17 protein-coding genes are annotated in these 14,846 nt (G+C 63.2%); 6 read left to right on the top strand and 11 right to left on the bottom strand.

Going from position 1 to position 14,846, the window contains the following annotated elements; genetic code table 11:
- Nucleotides 1-3 precede the first annotated feature (3 nt).
- Nucleotides 4-1,389, bottom strand: a complete 1,386-nt coding sequence (glmM, locus tag CLU87_RS09335) for a phosphoglucosamine mutase (RefSeq protein WP_233193748.1) — start codon at nt 1,387-1,389, stop codon at nt 4-6.
- 219 nt (nt 1,390-1,608) lie between these two features.
- On the opposite strand from glmM, the gene CLU87_RS09330 reads away from it, so the two are divergent.
- Both CLU87_RS09330 and CLU87_RS09325 read left to right on the top strand, forming a co-directional pair.
- Nucleotides 1,609-2,628 carry a hypothetical protein gene (locus CLU87_RS09330; RefSeq protein WP_233193747.1) on the top strand — a complete coding sequence of 340 codons (1,020 nt, stop codon included), beginning with the start codon at nt 1,609-1,611 and terminating at the stop codon, nt 2,626-2,628.
- Nucleotides 2,625-3,443, top strand: a complete 819-nt coding sequence (locus CLU87_RS09325) for a YaiO family outer membrane beta-barrel protein (RefSeq protein WP_099730262.1) — start codon at nt 2,625-2,627, stop codon at nt 3,441-3,443. Before CLU87_RS09330 ends, CLU87_RS09325 begins: the two co-directional genes overlap by 4 nt.
- Before the next feature lie 20 nt (nt 3,444-3,463).
- Here the strand turns inward: CLU87_RS09325 and CLU87_RS09320 are convergent, their stop codons facing one another.
- The 10 genes from CLU87_RS09320 to CLU87_RS09275 form a co-directional block, all read right to left on the bottom strand.
- Nucleotides 3,464-4,276 (bottom strand): Crp/Fnr family transcriptional regulator, encoded by an 813-nt coding sequence (locus tag CLU87_RS09320; protein WP_233193746.1) that lies wholly within the window; start codon nt 4,274-4,276, stop codon nt 3,464-3,466.
- Nucleotides 4,273-5,346 (bottom strand): hypothetical protein, encoded by a 1,074-nt coding sequence (locus CLU87_RS09315; protein WP_233193745.1) that lies wholly within the window; start codon nt 5,344-5,346, stop codon nt 4,273-4,275. The genes CLU87_RS09320 and CLU87_RS09315 overlap by 4 nt, the downstream gene beginning before the upstream one ends.
- A gap of 230 nt (nt 5,347-5,576) precedes the next feature.
- Nucleotides 5,577-6,413 (bottom strand): hypothetical protein, encoded by an 837-nt coding sequence (locus tag CLU87_RS09310; RefSeq protein ID WP_099730261.1) that lies wholly within the window; start codon nt 6,411-6,413, stop codon nt 5,577-5,579.
- A gap of 86 nt (nt 6,414-6,499) precedes the next feature.
- Nucleotides 6,500-7,537, bottom strand: a complete 1,038-nt coding sequence (locus CLU87_RS09305) for a polymer-forming cytoskeletal protein (protein ID WP_099730260.1) — start codon at nt 7,535-7,537, stop codon at nt 6,500-6,502.
- On the bottom strand, nt 7,534-8,865 hold the full coding sequence (locus CLU87_RS09300; RefSeq protein WP_369804301.1) for a glycosyltransferase: 1,332 nt from the start codon (nt 8,863-8,865) through the stop codon (nt 7,534-7,536). The genes CLU87_RS09305 and CLU87_RS09300 overlap by 4 nt, the downstream gene beginning before the upstream one ends.
- A gap of 364 nt (nt 8,866-9,229) precedes the next feature.
- Complete coding sequence (locus CLU87_RS09295; RefSeq protein ID WP_099730259.1) at nt 9,230-10,966, bottom strand: SulP family inorganic anion transporter; 1,737 nt, start codon at nt 10,964-10,966, stop codon at nt 9,230-9,232.
- 16 nt (nt 10,967-10,982) lie between these two features.
- The gene (locus CLU87_RS09290) at nt 10,983-11,339 is read right to left on the bottom strand and encodes a TIGR01244 family sulfur transferase (RefSeq protein WP_099730258.1); all 357 of its coding nucleotides are present in this window, start codon (nt 11,337-11,339) and stop codon (nt 10,983-10,985) included.
- Between the two features lies 1 nt (nt 11,340).
- A complete protein-coding gene (locus tag CLU87_RS09285) occupies nt 11,341-11,790 on the bottom strand; it encodes a YeeE/YedE family protein (RefSeq protein ID WP_099730257.1) in 450 nt (149 codons plus the stop codon).
- Nucleotides 11,791-11,822: 32 nt separating this feature from the next.
- On the bottom strand, nt 11,823-12,254 hold the full coding sequence (locus tag CLU87_RS09280) for a YeeE/YedE family protein (RefSeq protein WP_056644586.1): 432 nt from the start codon (nt 12,252-12,254) through the stop codon (nt 11,823-11,825).
- Nucleotides 12,248-12,583 (bottom strand): helix-turn-helix transcriptional regulator, encoded by a 336-nt coding sequence (locus CLU87_RS09275; protein WP_056062726.1) that lies wholly within the window; start codon nt 12,581-12,583, stop codon nt 12,248-12,250. Before CLU87_RS09275 ends, CLU87_RS09280 begins: the two co-directional genes overlap by 7 nt.
- 100 nt (nt 12,584-12,683) lie before the next feature.
- Here CLU87_RS09275 and CLU87_RS09270 point away from each other — a divergent pair, with 100 nt between their 5' ends.
- The 4 genes from CLU87_RS09270 (at nt 12,684) to CLU87_RS09255 (ending at nt 14,680) form a co-directional block, all read left to right on the top strand.
- A complete protein-coding gene (locus CLU87_RS09270) occupies nt 12,684-13,544 on the top strand; it encodes an MBL fold metallo-hydrolase (RefSeq protein ID WP_099730256.1) in 861 nt (286 codons plus the stop codon).
- A gap of 47 nt (nt 13,545-13,591) precedes the next feature.
- Nucleotides 13,592-13,972: a rhodanese-like domain-containing protein gene (locus CLU87_RS09265; RefSeq protein ID WP_099730255.1), complete on the top strand. Its 381-nt coding sequence runs from the start codon at nt 13,592-13,594 to the stop codon at nt 13,970-13,972.
- Nucleotides 13,973-14,057: 85 nt separating this feature from the next.
- Nucleotides 14,058-14,249, top strand: a complete 192-nt coding sequence (locus tag CLU87_RS09260) for a DUF2892 domain-containing protein (protein ID WP_015014124.1) — start codon at nt 14,058-14,060, stop codon at nt 14,247-14,249.
- 65 nt (nt 14,250-14,314) lie between these two features.
- Complete coding sequence (locus CLU87_RS09255) at nt 14,315-14,680, top strand: carboxymuconolactone decarboxylase family protein (protein ID WP_015014125.1); 366 nt, start codon at nt 14,315-14,317, stop codon at nt 14,678-14,680.
- The last annotated feature ends 166 nt before the right edge of the window (nt 14,681-14,846 follow it).

The raw sequence follows: 14,846 nt of genomic DNA, 5'->3' as shown, positions 1-14,846 counted from the left end.
CGGTCAGGCGGTAACTGTATCCAGCGCCGCGGGTGCGGTCAGCAGTTGGCTCACCTCTTTGGCAAACCGGCTGGCCATCCGCTGCGCCCTGAGTGCAGTACGGCACTCCACCAGCACCCGCACAACAGGCTCGGTGCCCGAGGCACGCAGCAGCACCCGCCCATCGTCGCCCAGCAACTTTTCGGCCCGCAGCTGGAAGTGGGGCATCCAGGTGTTGTCGGCCATCCCCGCACCACGGGTCACGGGCACATTGACCAGGCACTGAGCGTTCATGCGCAGATCGCTGCACAGCTGCGACAAGCTGCGCTGCGAGCGCTTCATGGCTGCCACCACCCGCAAGGCTGACATCACGCCGTCTCCGGTGCTGTGCCAGTCCAGCCCGATCAGGTGGCCCGAGCCCTCGCCGCCCAAGCGCCAACCCCGCTGCTTGAGCAGCTCCAGCACATGCCGGTCACCCACGGCAGACCTTGCAAAGTCCAGCCCACGGCGCAGCAGCGCTTGCTCCAGCCCCTGGTTGCTCATCACCGTGCCCACCACCCCACCCTGCAAGCCATCGTTGGTCTGGGCATCCACGGCCAGCACGTACAGTAGCTCGTCACCCGCATAGATGCGGCCCTCGCTGTCCACCATCACCAACCGGTCTCCATCGCCGTCCAGCGCCACGCCGACATCTGCCTGGTGAGCCAGCACGGCCTCGCTCAGGTGCTTGGGCGACGTGGCGCCCACGTTGTCGTTGATGTTCTGCCCATCAGGCGAGGCACCCACCGCAACCACCTCCGCGCCCAACTGTCGGAACACCTCGGGGGCGATGCGGTGGCAGGCGCCATGGGCGGCGTCAATGACGATCTTCATACCCTGCAGGTGCAGACCTGCCGGCAATGCCTGCCGGCAAAACTGGATGTATAGATCGGAGGCCTCCGGCAGCAGGGACACGCGGCCCAACCGAGACGATGGCAAACAGACCATGGGCTGGGCCATGGTGCGTTCGATCTCGGCCTCCATGCCGTCGGGCAGCTTGTCACCTGTGGCCGAAAAGAACTTTACCCCGTTGTCCTCACAAGGGTTGTGCGATGCACTGACCACCACACCCGCCTGGTAGCCGCGCAAGCGCGTCAGGTAGGCCACGCCGGGTGTGGGCAACTCGCCGCACATCACCGTGTCAACACCGGCCGCAGAAAACCCCGCCTGCAAGGCCGCCTCAAACATGGGGGCCGACCCGCGCGTGTCGGTGCCCACTGCTACTACAGGTCGCGGGTTCAGTCCCGTGTGCTGACGGCTGAGCAGCTGGCCGCAGGCGTGTGCCAGCCGCATGATGGTCTGGGGGGTCATGGGCTCCATACCCACAGGGGCGCGCACGCCGTCGGTTCCGAACATTTTTTGCGTAGTCATGGGTAGTCCTGTTGAATGAGATTCGCCAGATAACCCGCACCCCAGGCCAAGGCGAACACCGACGGTGGGGCCTTGGACCGAGACGGTCTGTGCGCTATCGAACCCGACGCCTTATGTACGGTACCGAACAGACAGCTCTGTGCCTACACGCTGACCATGGCTTTCCATGCCACGGATCACCCATTGACACCAGACTCTCAAGCTCCCCAGTGCCTTCATTTGTCACAGACCCACTCTGGCCTGAAGCGCTGGATAGGCAACGCTCTGGCGTGCTTCGTACTTGCAGCACCACTTTGTACTTCGGCGGCTGTTCTCGATCTGGAGGGGTATGCCGATACCTCGGGCGCCATCTCGGTGCAGCACCAGGGCGACACGGTAGATCCCTACTTTGCCTTGCAGGCACTGCTGCTGGCTCACAGCCATGGGCTGGATATTTCCACTCCTGCCAAGGCCTGGGGCGCCTGGCTGGTACAGCGGCAAAAGCCCGACGCGACCTTTGACCGTTTTTGCCGCAACGGCCCTGTGTGGGCCCCATGTAAAACTGCCGATGCCGATGACTCTGTACTCGGCCTGTGGCTGGCGTTCATGGACAGCATGCCTGCCTCACAACGCAGCCAGGCCAGTTGGGTGCGCAGCCGCATGGCTACCAGTGCGGCGCTGGCCAAGTTGGTAGACCCCAACCAGGGCATTTACCTGGTCTCACCGGTGTACCAACATGGGCTGCTTATGGACAACCTGGAGCTGTGGGCCTACCCGCTCACCCACAAGGCGGCACAAAACGCGCGCCACCCCAACTTCACCAAAACTCTGGCGACCGTGTTCTGGGACGATCAGCGCAAGCGCTACCTGGTTTCCACCCAGCCCGGACAGCGTGAGACCGCACATGCCTTCTACCCCGACGCCGTGGCGCAGATCTTTCCGCTGTTGGTGCGTTTTCCTCTGATCCCTGGTGGGGCGCCCGCGCATTACCGCCGCTGGATGGCTGAGCACCGCAACGAATGGCTGGCCCAGGTGAAGGACGACTTTGCCTGGGGTCTGGTGGCTGTGGTGGCAGTGCAGCAAGGCGACATCCCCTCTGCCCGCTGTTGGCTTCGTACCGCCCTGCCCCATCGGCACGGCGCCCACTGGACGGTGACGGACGAAGTCGCCGCGCAAATCCTGCAGTCCAAGGCCATCACTGCCGCCGTGGACACAACTAACTGCACCAGTCCTCGTCACCCCCCCGCACGGTCACCATGAACACCCACTACATCCACCGCCCTGCCCCGTCCCTTGTTCTGGCACTGGGGTTGCTGGCCAATGCCTTACCCGCAGCCCATGCGCAAGACGTTGCAGACCTGCCGGCCCCGGTCCGGGGCATTGAGGCCTACACCAGCCGCCACACCCTCACCAACGGGTATGGCAACTGGCATGAAGCTGGCGTGCGCGGCCAATGGGGTGTGAACAACCAGTTATTCGGCATGGAAATCGCCACCATGCGGCGGTTTGGAGAGCCGGGCCGGTTCATCGGGCTGTCCGACACCATGACCTGGAACGAAGACTGGTTCTCCATGCTGTCGGTGGGCGCAGGCGATGGTGCTGCTTACCTGCCGCGCTACCGTGTGGACGGGTTCATCAACCGCAAGTTGCTGCCCACACGCCAATGGGTGGCCACCCTGGGGGCAGGTTACTACCGAGCGCCAGACGGCCACATCGACCGCAACATCAGCCTCGGGTCTACTTACTATTTCGATCTGCCGTGGGTGGTACAGGCAGAAATACGCTTCAACAACAGCTCCCCCGGTGGCGTGCGTACCCATCAGCAGTTTGTGGCAGCCACCTGGGGGCGCGCGCACCACACGCAGATCATTGCCCGCCACGGCTGGGGTGCCGAGGGCTACCAGGCCATTGGCAATGGGGTATCTCTGGTCAACTTTGACAGTCGCCAGTCACAGCTCACACTGCGGCAGTGGCTGGGCCCACAGTGGGGCATTACTGCGGGCTTAGAGCGCTACCGCAACCCCTACTATTCACGCAACGGCGCCAAGCTGTCGCTGTTTTGGGAGCTTCCCTAGGTTGTCCGAGCCTGCAGCGTCTAAGCGACCGCGCCTGACATGACCCGTTCATAGGTCTCCAGATCCTGGTCAAAGCACCCACAGCTTTGCGCCAGCAATGCCTCCCGGTCCAGCACAAGGATATGCCCGCGCGTGTACTGGATTACGCCGCTCTCTTGCAGCTTGCCAGCCGCCAGCGTCACACCGGCCCGGCGTACCCCCAGCAGGTGCGCCAGCGTCTCGTGGGTCATCTGAATGTCGGGGGTGCGCAGCCGCGTTTCGCTCATCAGCAGAAACCGCGCCAGACGCTGCTCCAGCGAATGAAAGTGCCCGCAGGCCACCATCGTGCCCATTTGCGATAGCTCGACATACAGATAGCGGGTGGTCAGCAGGCTCAGCGTCCGGCTGGCCAAACAATGGCTGCGCCACGCATCCAGCTGGATTCGCCATGCCTGGCCTGCCCCCGAAACCACCGCATCAAAGGCCGAGGCCGTCACCCCCAGCCCTGCGCTGGCACCCAACATGCCCTCAAAGCCGATCTGTCCGGCCTCGAAGTGCCGCGCGCCCTCCAGGTTGGAGAGCAAAGAGATCATGCTGTTGGTGGGAAAGTACACATGGCTGAGTCGTTCACCCGCTCGCCCCAATACTTGCTGGCTTTCCAGTTCGACCCACTCGGCAACGGACAGCAGGCGCGACCGCTCTGTAGGCCGCAAAAGGGCCAGCAGTCGGTTCGCGAGGGATTGGTCGATGTGCGGCTTCTTGACAGCAGGACGGGATCGTTTTGAATTCTCGGAGGGCACACCGTCTCTGTCTGTCTGCTGGCGCACATGGAGCTTACGCAAGCCCGCCCTCATGCCGCCGTGCTCCCGCCCAACACGGCTTTGGTGCGCAGATAGAAACCCAATTCGTTGATGGTGACCAGGCTGCGGTTGGCCGCAAAGGTTTTTTCCATGGCCGCCAGTTGAGTACGCGCCTGACTGCCCTGCCCTCGAAGCGCGGCAACGTACCCGAGGATGGCCCACGGGAAAGGGTCATAGCGCCCGGTTTCCCAGCCTGGTGAGCGCGTGTTGAGACAGTTCCACCCTGCTGCAAACAGCCCGGTCAGCTCGCGCAATCCAAAGGCCTGCGGGTACACCTGACAAGTGGTGCCAGGGTAAAACTCTGCGCTGGGTGCCAGCGCGGCGTCGCTGGCCAAAAATGACTGCTCTGGGGCCTTGTAGAGCTGGCGCGCAATGCCTTCTGCGGTATTGGTCGCCAGCAGGTCATAGTAGTTGGCTTCAGACAGTTCGCTGCGCGACCGCAGCACCGCCGCAAAGTCGCGCAGACCTCGGTAACCTTCGCAGTTGTCCATGAGGTAGCCGCTGGCGTTGGTCTGGCTGCGCGGCGCCTGAAACACTGCAGTCAGCCCCGAAGGCTTGGCAGTCAATGCCAGGTTGCGGTAAGCGATATTTTTGAGGGCCGCTTTGCGCGCCTCCCACCAGGCCCAATTGCCACTGGCCGCCACATAGCGCGACGCCAGGGACAGAAAGGTGGATGCATAGGCGTCGTCCGAGTCAGCCAGCACCTTCTTGACCACCGAGGTATTGGCCCGGCCATAGGGGAACTCAATATCCGAAATGGTGCTGGTGGCAGGATCGGTGCTGACCAGGTACAGATTCAGATACGGGAGGACGTATGTTTCCAGATCCGGCGCACTGAGCATGGGCACCAAGGGCAACAATCCCAGGTTGGCGAAGTACCAGTTCAGGCGTCCATTGGGCGCCAGCTCGTAGCCACCGGCATAGGGACCCGACAGGATGCGCAACGCCTTGATCTCCGCTACAGCATCGATGGGCGCGCGAGCTTCTGACGCCCAGCTGGCCGAACACAAAAGCAACCCAGCCCCCAAGGCTGGCACCTTTTCTAGCAATGAACGACGCCGCATGTGCACGATCTCCGAACGCAAGCCCGGACACCGCTTTCAACATCTGGAGAGCAACAGCGCAAAAAGAAGCGCACTGCCAGGAAGGCCGACACCCCCGGGTAAAGGGTGGCGTACTTATTTTGCAGAAGATGCCTCCGATTTCTTCACTGCGTACGCAGGCGTACAGACAGGTGAACCTGGCAGCGCCGCAGAGGGTACGGCTGAACAGACCCGACAGGGGAATGAGCGCCCTAATGTGTAGCGGACAAGGGGGCCGTGCTGGCCGCCCATGCATACAGAGCCACAAACACCATCATGTCGAAAAGCGCCCCCAAACACAGGTACAGCACGGGCATGAATACCACCGAAAAGTGCTGCAGAACCAGCAGGTGCACCATGGCTTGCTGCGGCACCATGACCCCAAAGAACAACAAGATAAGCAAGGTATGCACGACCTTGGCCTGCCAGCTGATTCGCAGTGGGTAGTAGCCGAGCGCCATCAGCACCGGTATGGCCAGAATGAGCAAATAGCCAGCATCCAGCAGGTCCATGACATGGTTCAGCACCAAGTGCGGGAACGGCATCGGAGCAAACCAGAAGTACAGCAGCGCCAGCGCCTGCACCACGCACAGCACCCGCACCAGATACTGCGCGGGAAGCCATCGCCCTCGCAGGCGCAGTGCCAGCCCCCAGGCCACCACAGTCAGCACGGCAGCCAGGGCAGCACCAGTGGTGATGGACAGCCCCAGGTCACCCGCGCCTGGCAACCAGCTCATCCCCAACAGGTCCTGGCGTGATGACACTGCCGCTGGATGCAGCGGCATATGCAGCCACCGCGCCCAGGTGAGCAGGTAGCTGCGCCAAAAACCGTACAGAGGCTCCCGCAAAGCGTAGATCAGAGACAACCACACCACCGGCAGCCCCACCATTTGCAAAAGCAGCCATGGGTTGAGCCGGATGCGGCTGAGAGCGCGATGGGGCAACTGGTGCTTGTGGGTTTGTTGGGCCTGCGCCAACAGGCCGCGCGCAGCATTGAAAGCCAGCTCGCGGTCTTGGCGGCTGTGGGGAGTAACGGTGGTATGTGGCAAGGGGAAGCCCTCTGTGGCGGTTCAGCGGATGGAACAATGCGAGGGTGCAGGCCACCGACCAGCCATGCAATGCGGGTGCGCCGCGTTCACGCCGACCACACAATGCCCAGTTGGCGGGCCCACACGGTGCCATGCGCCCGGGCGCCCGCCTCCGCCATGATGGTTTCTGCGCTGACAGTGGTGAGGGCCTGCGGCGAGCCCACCTGTACCCCAGCGCCGAGCAGGATGCCCGATTCGGACACCACGGGTCCGGCCACCTGGGCATGGTCCAGGAGCTGGATCTGCTTTTCACTGCATAGCGAGCCCTGCACCCGCGCGTGGTCGCCCATGACGATGCCTCCACGGGCTTTCACGTCGCCTTCAATCACGGTGCCAGCCCCAATGAGCAAACGCCCCGTGACCACCAGCGAGCCGTGATACCGGTGCATGCGTGGCAGCTTACAGTCGCCGCGCACGAGCGTCACCTGCTCGCTCTGGCGAAGCGCACCCTCCAGCCGATCAAAGCTGGCCTCGATCAAAGGCGCATGCTCGCGTTCAGGTTGCAGGGCCGCATCACCACCAAAGCGGATGTGTGGCGCCTGGATCCGCTCAAAACAGCAATCGGCCTCCAGCTCCACAGCGGTCGATGAAGACAGGCGCCGCAGCCCCGAACAGCCCTGGGCCAGATGCAGGGACGCGTCGGCATGTGCCCACTGCCCCACATCGCTACCCGCACCCAGCCGGATACGGCCCTGCGCCAGCAGGCCCACAAAGCGGCTGCGGGCCGGTGCTTCGAAGTCACCATGCACGAACAGCGGTGCAGCACATTGGATCGCTGTCTGCGGCTTGACCGAGCCGAGGCAAACCAGGGGTCGCAGCATGCCGGCCCAGTTCACGCCCTCCAGTGGCACCGGCGCAAAATCAAACTCGTTGGCATAAGGACCCGGCACTTGCGCCTGGTGGGCCTGCACCAGCGCGCGGAACCGGTCAGCGAAATGATCGATGTCGGTGGTGTAGTGCGGCAACACCTGCAATGCCTCGGTATCGGTGGGGTACCGCCACTCGCGCCAGGTGGGACCAAAGGCAATCACCATCAATCCCGAGCTGATCAATACAAAGGCCAGGTAGAACAAGGCGGTGTTCATTGTTCGACGCTCGGTTGCCGGTAGCGCACGGTCTTGTCCCACACCATGTCGCGGCGCAGCAGCTTGTCCATCAACTGCCCCCACACCGATGACGATATGGCAAACAGGCTGATCACGAAGCCCAGCAAGCTGAGCGGCAGCAGCCGCAACCGCCTGCGTTTGCCGTCCAGCAGCACCGCAACGGCGATCTCAAAAAACGCGGCGAAGTTACCCAGCGTGCCATAGGCCATGAGCGCAAACAAGGAGATCAGCCCCGTCAGCATGTCCCCGGCATTGAAAAAATACAGGCCCAGCGCCAGCAGCCAACCCACCAGCAGCAACGGCGGCAGCACAAAAACACACAAAAGCAGCAGCCCGTCCAGGCGTTCTCGCCAGCTCAAGTAGGGACTGAATGCAAAGCGCAAGCCATAGCGCACCATCACTTGGTTGTGCCCCTTGGCCCAGCGCCTGATCTGCTTGATGCGCACCTGCCAGTCCTGAGGCACCTCCTCATAGCACTCGGACCTATTGGTGTAGACAGTCTTCCAGCCGTTGAGCAAAAGCCGATAGGTAATGTCCGTGTCTTCGGCCAGCGTATCGTCGTGCCAGCCGCCCACCGCGGCCACAGCAGAGCAGCGCACGCCCCCCACGGTGCCGCCGTACTGGGGCACCAGGCGAAGGTTCATACGAGCCTGCTGGTCCACCTGGTAGCCGCCGCTTCGCTCCAGATCCAGCATGCGTGTGAGCAGGTTCACCCCCGTATTGACCGGCACCACACGGCCCATCACTGCCCCCACCTCGGGGTCGAAAAATGGCGCCACTAGCTGCTTGAGCAGCCCACGGCCGGGCACATAGTCGGCATCGAAGATGATCACAATGTCGCCCTGCGCATGCTGCAGGGCATCCTTGAGCGCTGCGGCCTTGCCTGGCTTGCCCTTGGTGCGGTGAAACGGCACGATTCGCCCCGGGTAACGGCCTACCCAGTCATCGATGATGGCGCGCGTGCCATCGGTAGACCGGTCGTTGACCGGCACCACCTTCAGCCGGTCGAGCGGGTAATTGGTGTCCAGCAGGGCCTGCAAGCATCCGGCGATCACCTGCTCTTCGTTGTGGGCAGCGATGAACACTGTGATCAGCGGCCAGTCTGCCTGATCGATGTCCAGGTACGGATGGCGCTGGTGCCCTAGCAGGCGGTTCAGTGTGAGCACTCCATGCCGGGTGGCATACACCATCATCACCACAATGATCATGGCCAGCAGCGCCGCCATGGTGGACAGCACCGCATATGCCACAGGGCCAGGCACCCACCGCTGACTCAGCGCTTCGATGGATTCAAGAGGCTGCGTCATCGGGGCCGCCCACGTACTGGCGCTGCCCAACAGGGTGGCAAATGCCGTCGCAAACCACGGCCACCGCGCCGGGGGAATTTGGGGTGCAGCGCTGCGCTCGGCAGGACCAAGCTGCCGCCTCTCTCGATTCACGTGCATAGAACGCCTTTTGTTCCGACCACTGCTGGACCCTGCGCGCAGGACGTGGAGTGGCGGCGTCTTGCGACCCCGTTACGTCACACCCTGCAGGGATGTGAGACGGAATGTAAGCAGCAGGCGGGACACGGTCTGTTCGATGGCGAACACAGGCAAAGTCCAAGCGCAAAAGGGCCGTGGATGGGGCTCAATGCACCCGTGCCGTCAGTCGCCGTCCACCCGCTGCACGCTATCGGGCCAGCGATGGCGATGGGTTGGGCGAGACAGTCGCCTCGCGGTTTGCAAATTGGAACGCTGCATGGGTGCTCAGAAACACCCTGCCCTCCAAACGCAGCCCCAGCGGCGTGGTCTGCAGGCGGTCCAGCACAGGCCCTTTGACCTCTGCCAGCAGCAATGCCATGCCGCGCTGGGCCAGGCTGCGCTCTAGGTCGGTGAGCACACCCAAGGCTGTGGTGTCGATCTGGTTGATGGCCGAGCACACCAACAGCACATAGTGCGTGTCAGGCTGTGCCGCCACCAGAGACTCCACCTTATCGAGTAACGCGTCCGAATTGGCGAAATACAGGCTTTCGTCGACCCGCACGGCAATCAGGCCGGGTTCGGTAGTGACTGCATGGCGGGCGACGTTGCGGAAATGCTCCGTGCCTGGCACGCGCCCCACGACCGCAATGTGCGGATGGCTGCTGCGCCACACCAAAGTGCCCAGCGACAACGCCACTCCCATCAGGATGCCGACTTCCACGCCCAAAGCGGTCACGCCCCCTGCGGTGGCCAGCAGGGCCATGGCATCCGCCTTGTCGTAATGCCAAGCCTCGCGCAGTGTCTCTACGTCAATCAGGGACACCACCGCCACGATGATGGTGGCCGCCAGTACGGCATGGGGCAGATAGTGAAACAGCCCGGTCAGCGCGGCAATTACCACCCCCATCAGCACGGCAGAAATGACACCTGCCAGGGGCGTGTTGGCTCCGGCGGCAAAATTGACGACCGAGCGCGCAAAGCCGCCCGTGACGGGGAAACCGCCCGACAGCGCACTGGCGACATTGGCCGCTCCCAAGCCCAGCAGCTCCCGGTTGGGCTGAATGCGCTGCTGCCGCTTGAGCGCCAGCGATTGCGCTACCGACACACTTTCCACAAAGCCCACCAGCGAGATCAGCAGCGCAGGCAGCCACAGCGAGCCCACAGACTCCATCGAAACTGCAGGTAACCCCAGCTGTGGCAAGCCCTCTGGCACCGTGCCGACAACGCTGACCCCCGCCGTCTGGTCCCAGCGCATGGCGGCCACCAAGGCGGTGGACACCATCACCGCCAGCATCGGCGCCAGTTTGGATGCGACGTCTGCCAACCGAGGGCTGGCGCCCAGGCGGACCAGCCAAGGGGACAAAGACTTGCGCGCCAGCACGAGAAACAACACGCTGCCCGCACCAATGCCCAACGTGACCAGGTTGGTTGCGGGCGCCGCGTGCGCGAGCTGCACCACGGTGTCAAAGACGTTGGTACCGCCGGCCCTTACCCCCAGCAGGTGCTTGACCTGCCCCACGGCGATGAGCACTGCCGAGCCGGAGATAAACCCGCTGATGACCGGATGGCTCAGAAAATGGGCCAGGAAGCCCAGCCGCAATGCGCCAAATAGCAGCAACATGCCTCCTGACAGGAGTGACAGCAGCATGGCCAGCGCCACGTAGTCGGGCGAGCCAGCCGCCGCTAGCGGCTGCAGGGCGCTCGCCGTCATGAGTGAGGCCACCGCCACGGGCCCCACAGCCAGCGTCATGCTGGAGCCCAGCATGGCGTAGGCAATGATGGGCAGGATGCTGGCGTACAAGCCCACCTCGGGTGGCAAGCCCGCCAACAGTGCGTAGGCCAGACTCTGCGGGATCAGCATCACCGTCACGATCACGCCGGCGACCATGTCGCCGGAGAGCCAGGACTTCTGGTAGTTGCGAACCCAGCCGGGGATGAAGTTCATTATGGTTCCAGGGTGTTCAGGACGCTTCGGCGTCCAAGTCCTGCGCCAGCCCGAACAACTGTGCAGACCGGGCGCCTGAACGGCAAAACGCCAACATGGGCTTGGGGGCCGAGATCAGGACCTTGTGCATGGCCTGCACCTGTTCCGGCGTGATGGAGCCACTGACCACGGGCAGATACACATAGTGCAGCCCGGCCACTGTGGCAGCGCGCTCCATTTCAGGGCTGGTGGGTTGTGCGCCACCGCCCTCCCCGTCGGGCCGGTTGTTGATGATGGTCTTGAAGCCCTGCTGGGCCAAAGCAGCAAAGTCCGTAGTGGCCAGCTGCGGCGACACAGCAAAGTCGGGGGTCAGGGCAATGATCTGCAGCGGCATGTCAGCGGGCTCCGGTCTGGGTAGGTGGGGCGCGGTGGGACATGCGTTCGGCCAGTTCAAACAGCCACATGCCCGCCAGCATCGCGATCACAAACACGATGGCTTTGGGCTGGCCTGCACCCGCCGAAACGATGGCTGGCCCCGGGCAAAAGCCTGCAATGCCCCAGCCCGCACCAAAGATGAGGCTTCCAACCACCAGACGGCGGTCAATATCATGCGACGTGGGCAGGTGCATGGCGCCACCCAGGAAGCTGGTGGTCCGCTTCTTGGCTACGGCGAAGGCAAAGACGCCCACCGCAATGGCTCCGCCCATCACAAACGCCAGCGATGGGTCCCACAAGCCAGCCAGGTCCAGAAAACCCAGCACCTTGCCCGGGTCGGTCATGCCCGAGACGATCAGGCCCAGCCCGAAGATCAGACCCACCACAAACTCCGAGATACGATTTTTCATAGCGATCAATGCTCCGATGAATGGGGGTGCGGTCAGGCCAGCGCGTGCCGGATTAGGAAGACGGTGACGAACCCTGCCCCCATGAAGGCCAGCGTCGCTACCAAGGACCGAGGCGACATGCGCGAGAGTCCGCACACGCCGTGGCCGCTGGTGCAGCCCGATCCGTAGCGGGTGCCGACACCCACCAGCAGGCCGGCGATCACCACCATGCCCCAGTTCGCATCAATGCGCGGCTGCGTGGGGCCGACCACCAGCCAGTAAAGGCCAGGCGCCACCAACATGCCCAGCACAAAAGCCAGGCGCCAGCCCATGTCACCCGCGCGGGGGCGCAGCAGCCCTCCCACAATGCCGCTGATGCCCAGGATGCGCCCGTTGAGAAGCACAAAAAGCGCTGAGGCAAGGCCCAGCAAAACACCGCCAGCGAGCGCAGCCCAGGGGGTGAAATGGGTCCAGTCGATCAGCATGGCTTGCTCTCCTGGGCGGGGCCACAAAATTGTTCAAACAGCACGTTCATCACCGCCAGGGCCTGGGGGCTGGCGATCTCGTAATAGATGTTTTTGCCGTCACGGCGCGTGTTGACGAGGCCCTCCTCGCGCAATACGCCCAGCTGCTGCGACAAGGTGGGCTGGGAGATGCCCACCAACTCTTCCAGTTCACCCACACGCTTTTCACCCTGCGTCAGCTGGCATAGCAGCAGCAGGCGGTCGGGGTTGGACAACACCTTCATCAAGCGACAAGCGCTGTCGGCGGACCTGCGCAAGGTTTCCAGGTCCATTTGTGCTTCTGCGTGCATGGTCGCGCGCTCCTTTTCAAATTCGATGTTGATATTCTATTGACTAACAATCTATTTGTCAATAAACTATCTGCATCGAAATTAAAAACGGAGCCCTTCGATGAAACCCCAGATAGAAGCCTTCTTCGACGACGCCACCTGGACGGTGACCTATGTGGTGTTCGATCAACCTGGCGGCCACTGCGCGGTGGTCGATTCAGTGCTCGACTACGATCCGAAGTCGGGCCGCACCCGCACGCGGTCAGCCGACAAGATCGTGGCGTTCGTACAGAGTCAGGGGTTGACGGTGCAATGGATTCTGGAAACCCACGCCCATGCGGACCACCTGTCGGCCGCGCACTACCTTCGCGACAAGTTGGGTGGAAAAATCGCCATTGGTGCGTCCATCACCCAGGTGCAGGACGTATTCAAGAAGGTGTTTCATCTGGAGCCCGGATTCCACCCCGATGGCAGCCAGTTCGACCAGCTGCTGCACGACAACGAGGTCTTCCACATCGGCCAGCTGGAGGCCCAGGCGCTGGCAGTGCCTGGTCACACCCCCGCTTGCATGGCCTACCAGGTCGGTGACGCTGTGTTTGTGGGCGACACCCTGTTCATGCCCGACGTGGGCACAGCGCGCTGCGACTTTCCCGGGGGCAATGCCCACACGCTATACCAGTCGGTGCGCAAACTGCTGAGCCTGCCGGATGAAACCCGCCTGTTCATGTGCCACGACTACCCACCCGCAGGGCGCGCCGTGGCCTGGCAAACCACCGTCGCCGACCAGCGTGCCAAGAACATCCATGTGCATGACGGGGTGACCGAAGACGCCTTTGTGGCGCTGCGCACCCAGCGCGACGCGACGCTGGAGATGCCCGTGCTCATCCTGCCCTCGGTGCAGGTCAACATCCGCGCAGGGGAAATGCCGCCAGCGGAAGCCAATGGCGTGACCTATCTCAAGATTCCCGTCAACGCGCTGTGACACAACTGCCACATCCGTACCGCCACACCCACCGCAGGAACGCACACATGAAAACAGCCCACGACCTCGTCACCGCTGCCAAGGCCCTGGTGCAAGAGGTACCACCGAACCAGGCCGACGAAGCCATCCGAACCGCCGACGTGCTGATCGATGTGCGGGAGGCCGACGAGTACCAGGCCGGACATATCCCCGGCGCAATTCACGCCTCGCGCGGAGTGCTGGAGTTCCGGCTCAGCAGCACGCCCGAACTCAGCGCACGCGACCTCAAGGTGGTGCTGTACTGCAAGACCAGCGGCCGTGCCGCACTGGCCGCGCGCGCCATGCACGACATGGGCTATCTGCAGGTGCAGTCCATCGCCGGCGGCTTTGACGCCTGGGTGGCGGCGGGCAAGCCCGTGGCAGCGCCTGCGTCTCCCTCATTCGACTGACCGGGCAGCGAGCGCATTACGCGCTCGCTGCGCTTGTGCAAGCCAGGCCCATCCCGGGCCACAACCTCAGAGCAAGGAAATCATCATGAACATCAACGTAGGAACCGTGGACCGTGTGCTGCGCGTCTTGGCAGGCCTGGTCCTGATCGCACTGGCTGCCACCGGGACGGTGGGCTGGTGGGGATGGCTGGGCGTGGTGCCACTGGCCACCGGCCTGTTCCGCTTCTGCCCGGCTTACACGCTGCTTGGCATCAACACCTGTCCCATGAAGAAATAAGCCGCCGACAGGCGCCGACACACGCAGAGTCCGGTGCCCTCAAGGCCCCAGCAAGGAACCATTCCATGAGTACGTTCGACCACACCAGCCTGATCCAGGGCATCAACGAAAGCCTGGCTACCTTCCGAAAGGCCCAGCCTGACGCCATGCGGGGCTTTGCGCAGCTTGCGCAGGCCTCGATGGCGGAAGGTGCGTTGACCAGCAAGCACAAGGAGCTGATTGCCCTGGCCATTGGCGTCACCCAGCGCTGCTCCGGGTGCATCGGTTTTCATGTCAAGGCACTGCAAAAGCTCGGCGCCACCCGCGCAGAGCTGGAAGAGATGCTGGCCGTGTGCGTTTACATGGGCGGCGGCCCGGCACTCATGTACACGGCCGAGGCCCTGAAGGCCTGGGACACCATGGCCGCCGCCAGCGCACCCGCCGCAGCCTGACGCAGCAACCCTGCCATCCGTCCGCCGCCGTCGCGCGCTCGACACCCCGGCGTACCGTCCGTCAGGGGTGATCTCACTTTCCGTGCAGAAAACCCGGTTAAGAGCTACGGGTTAACCCGCACCTTTTTATTGTCTGGAATTATCAGTAGCGAATACGTAGACTGCA

This window comes from Acidovorax sp. 59 (assembly GCF_002754175.1).
Lineage (GTDB): Bacteria > Pseudomonadota > Gammaproteobacteria > Burkholderiales > Burkholderiaceae_C > Acidovorax > Acidovorax delafieldii.
This window is presented reverse-complemented; position numbering and strand designations above follow the sequence as displayed.

What these genes read in the sequence shown, in the direction of transcription:
- glmM (WP_233193748.1), bottom strand. Translation starts at nt 1,389, where the DNA reads ATGACTACGCAAAAAATGTTCGGAACCGACGGCGTGCGCGCCCCTGTG.
- CLU87_RS09325 (WP_099730262.1), top strand. Translation starts at nt 2,625, where the DNA reads ATGAACACCCACTACATCCACCGCCCTGCCCCGTCCCTTGTTCTGGCA.
- CLU87_RS09320 (WP_233193746.1), bottom strand. Translation starts at nt 4,276, where the DNA reads ATGAGGGCGGGCTTGCGTAAGCTCCATGTGCGCCAGCAGACAGACAGA.
- CLU87_RS09315 (WP_233193745.1), bottom strand. Translation starts at nt 5,346, where the DNA reads ATGCGGCGTCGTTCATTGCTAGAAAAGGTGCCAGCCTTGGGGGCTGGG.
- CLU87_RS09305 (WP_099730260.1), bottom strand. Translation starts at nt 7,537, where the DNA reads ATGAACACCGCCTTGTTCTACCTGGCCTTTGTATTGATCAGCTCGGGA.
- CLU87_RS09300 (WP_369804301.1), bottom strand. Translation starts at nt 8,865, where the DNA reads ATGACGCAGCCTCTTGAATCCATCGAAGCGCTGAGTCAGCGGTGGGTG.
- CLU87_RS09295 (WP_099730259.1), bottom strand. Translation starts at nt 10,966, where the DNA reads ATGAACTTCATCCCCGGCTGGGTTCGCAACTACCAGAAGTCCTGGCTC.
- CLU87_RS09290 (WP_099730258.1), bottom strand. Translation starts at nt 11,339, where the DNA reads ATGCCGCTGCAGATCATTGCCCTGACCCCCGACTTTGCTGTGTCGCCG.
- CLU87_RS09285 (WP_099730257.1), bottom strand. Translation starts at nt 11,790, where the DNA reads ATGAAAAATCGTATCTCGGAGTTTGTGGTGGGTCTGATCTTCGGGCTG.
- CLU87_RS09280 (WP_056644586.1), bottom strand. Translation starts at nt 12,254, where the DNA reads ATGCTGATCGACTGGACCCATTTCACCCCCTGGGCTGCGCTCGCTGGC.
- CLU87_RS09275 (WP_056062726.1), bottom strand. Translation starts at nt 12,583, where the DNA reads ATGCACGCAGAAGCACAAATGGACCTGGAAACCTTGCGCAGGTCCGCC.
- CLU87_RS09270 (WP_099730256.1), top strand. Translation starts at nt 12,684, where the DNA reads ATGAAACCCCAGATAGAAGCCTTCTTCGACGACGCCACCTGGACGGTG.
- CLU87_RS09265 (WP_099730255.1), top strand. Translation starts at nt 13,592, where the DNA reads ATGAAAACAGCCCACGACCTCGTCACCGCTGCCAAGGCCCTGGTGCAA.
- CLU87_RS09260 (WP_015014124.1), top strand. Translation starts at nt 14,058, where the DNA reads ATGAACATCAACGTAGGAACCGTGGACCGTGTGCTGCGCGTCTTGGCA.
- CLU87_RS09255 (WP_015014125.1), top strand. Translation starts at nt 14,315, where the DNA reads ATGAGTACGTTCGACCACACCAGCCTGATCCAGGGCATCAACGAAAGC.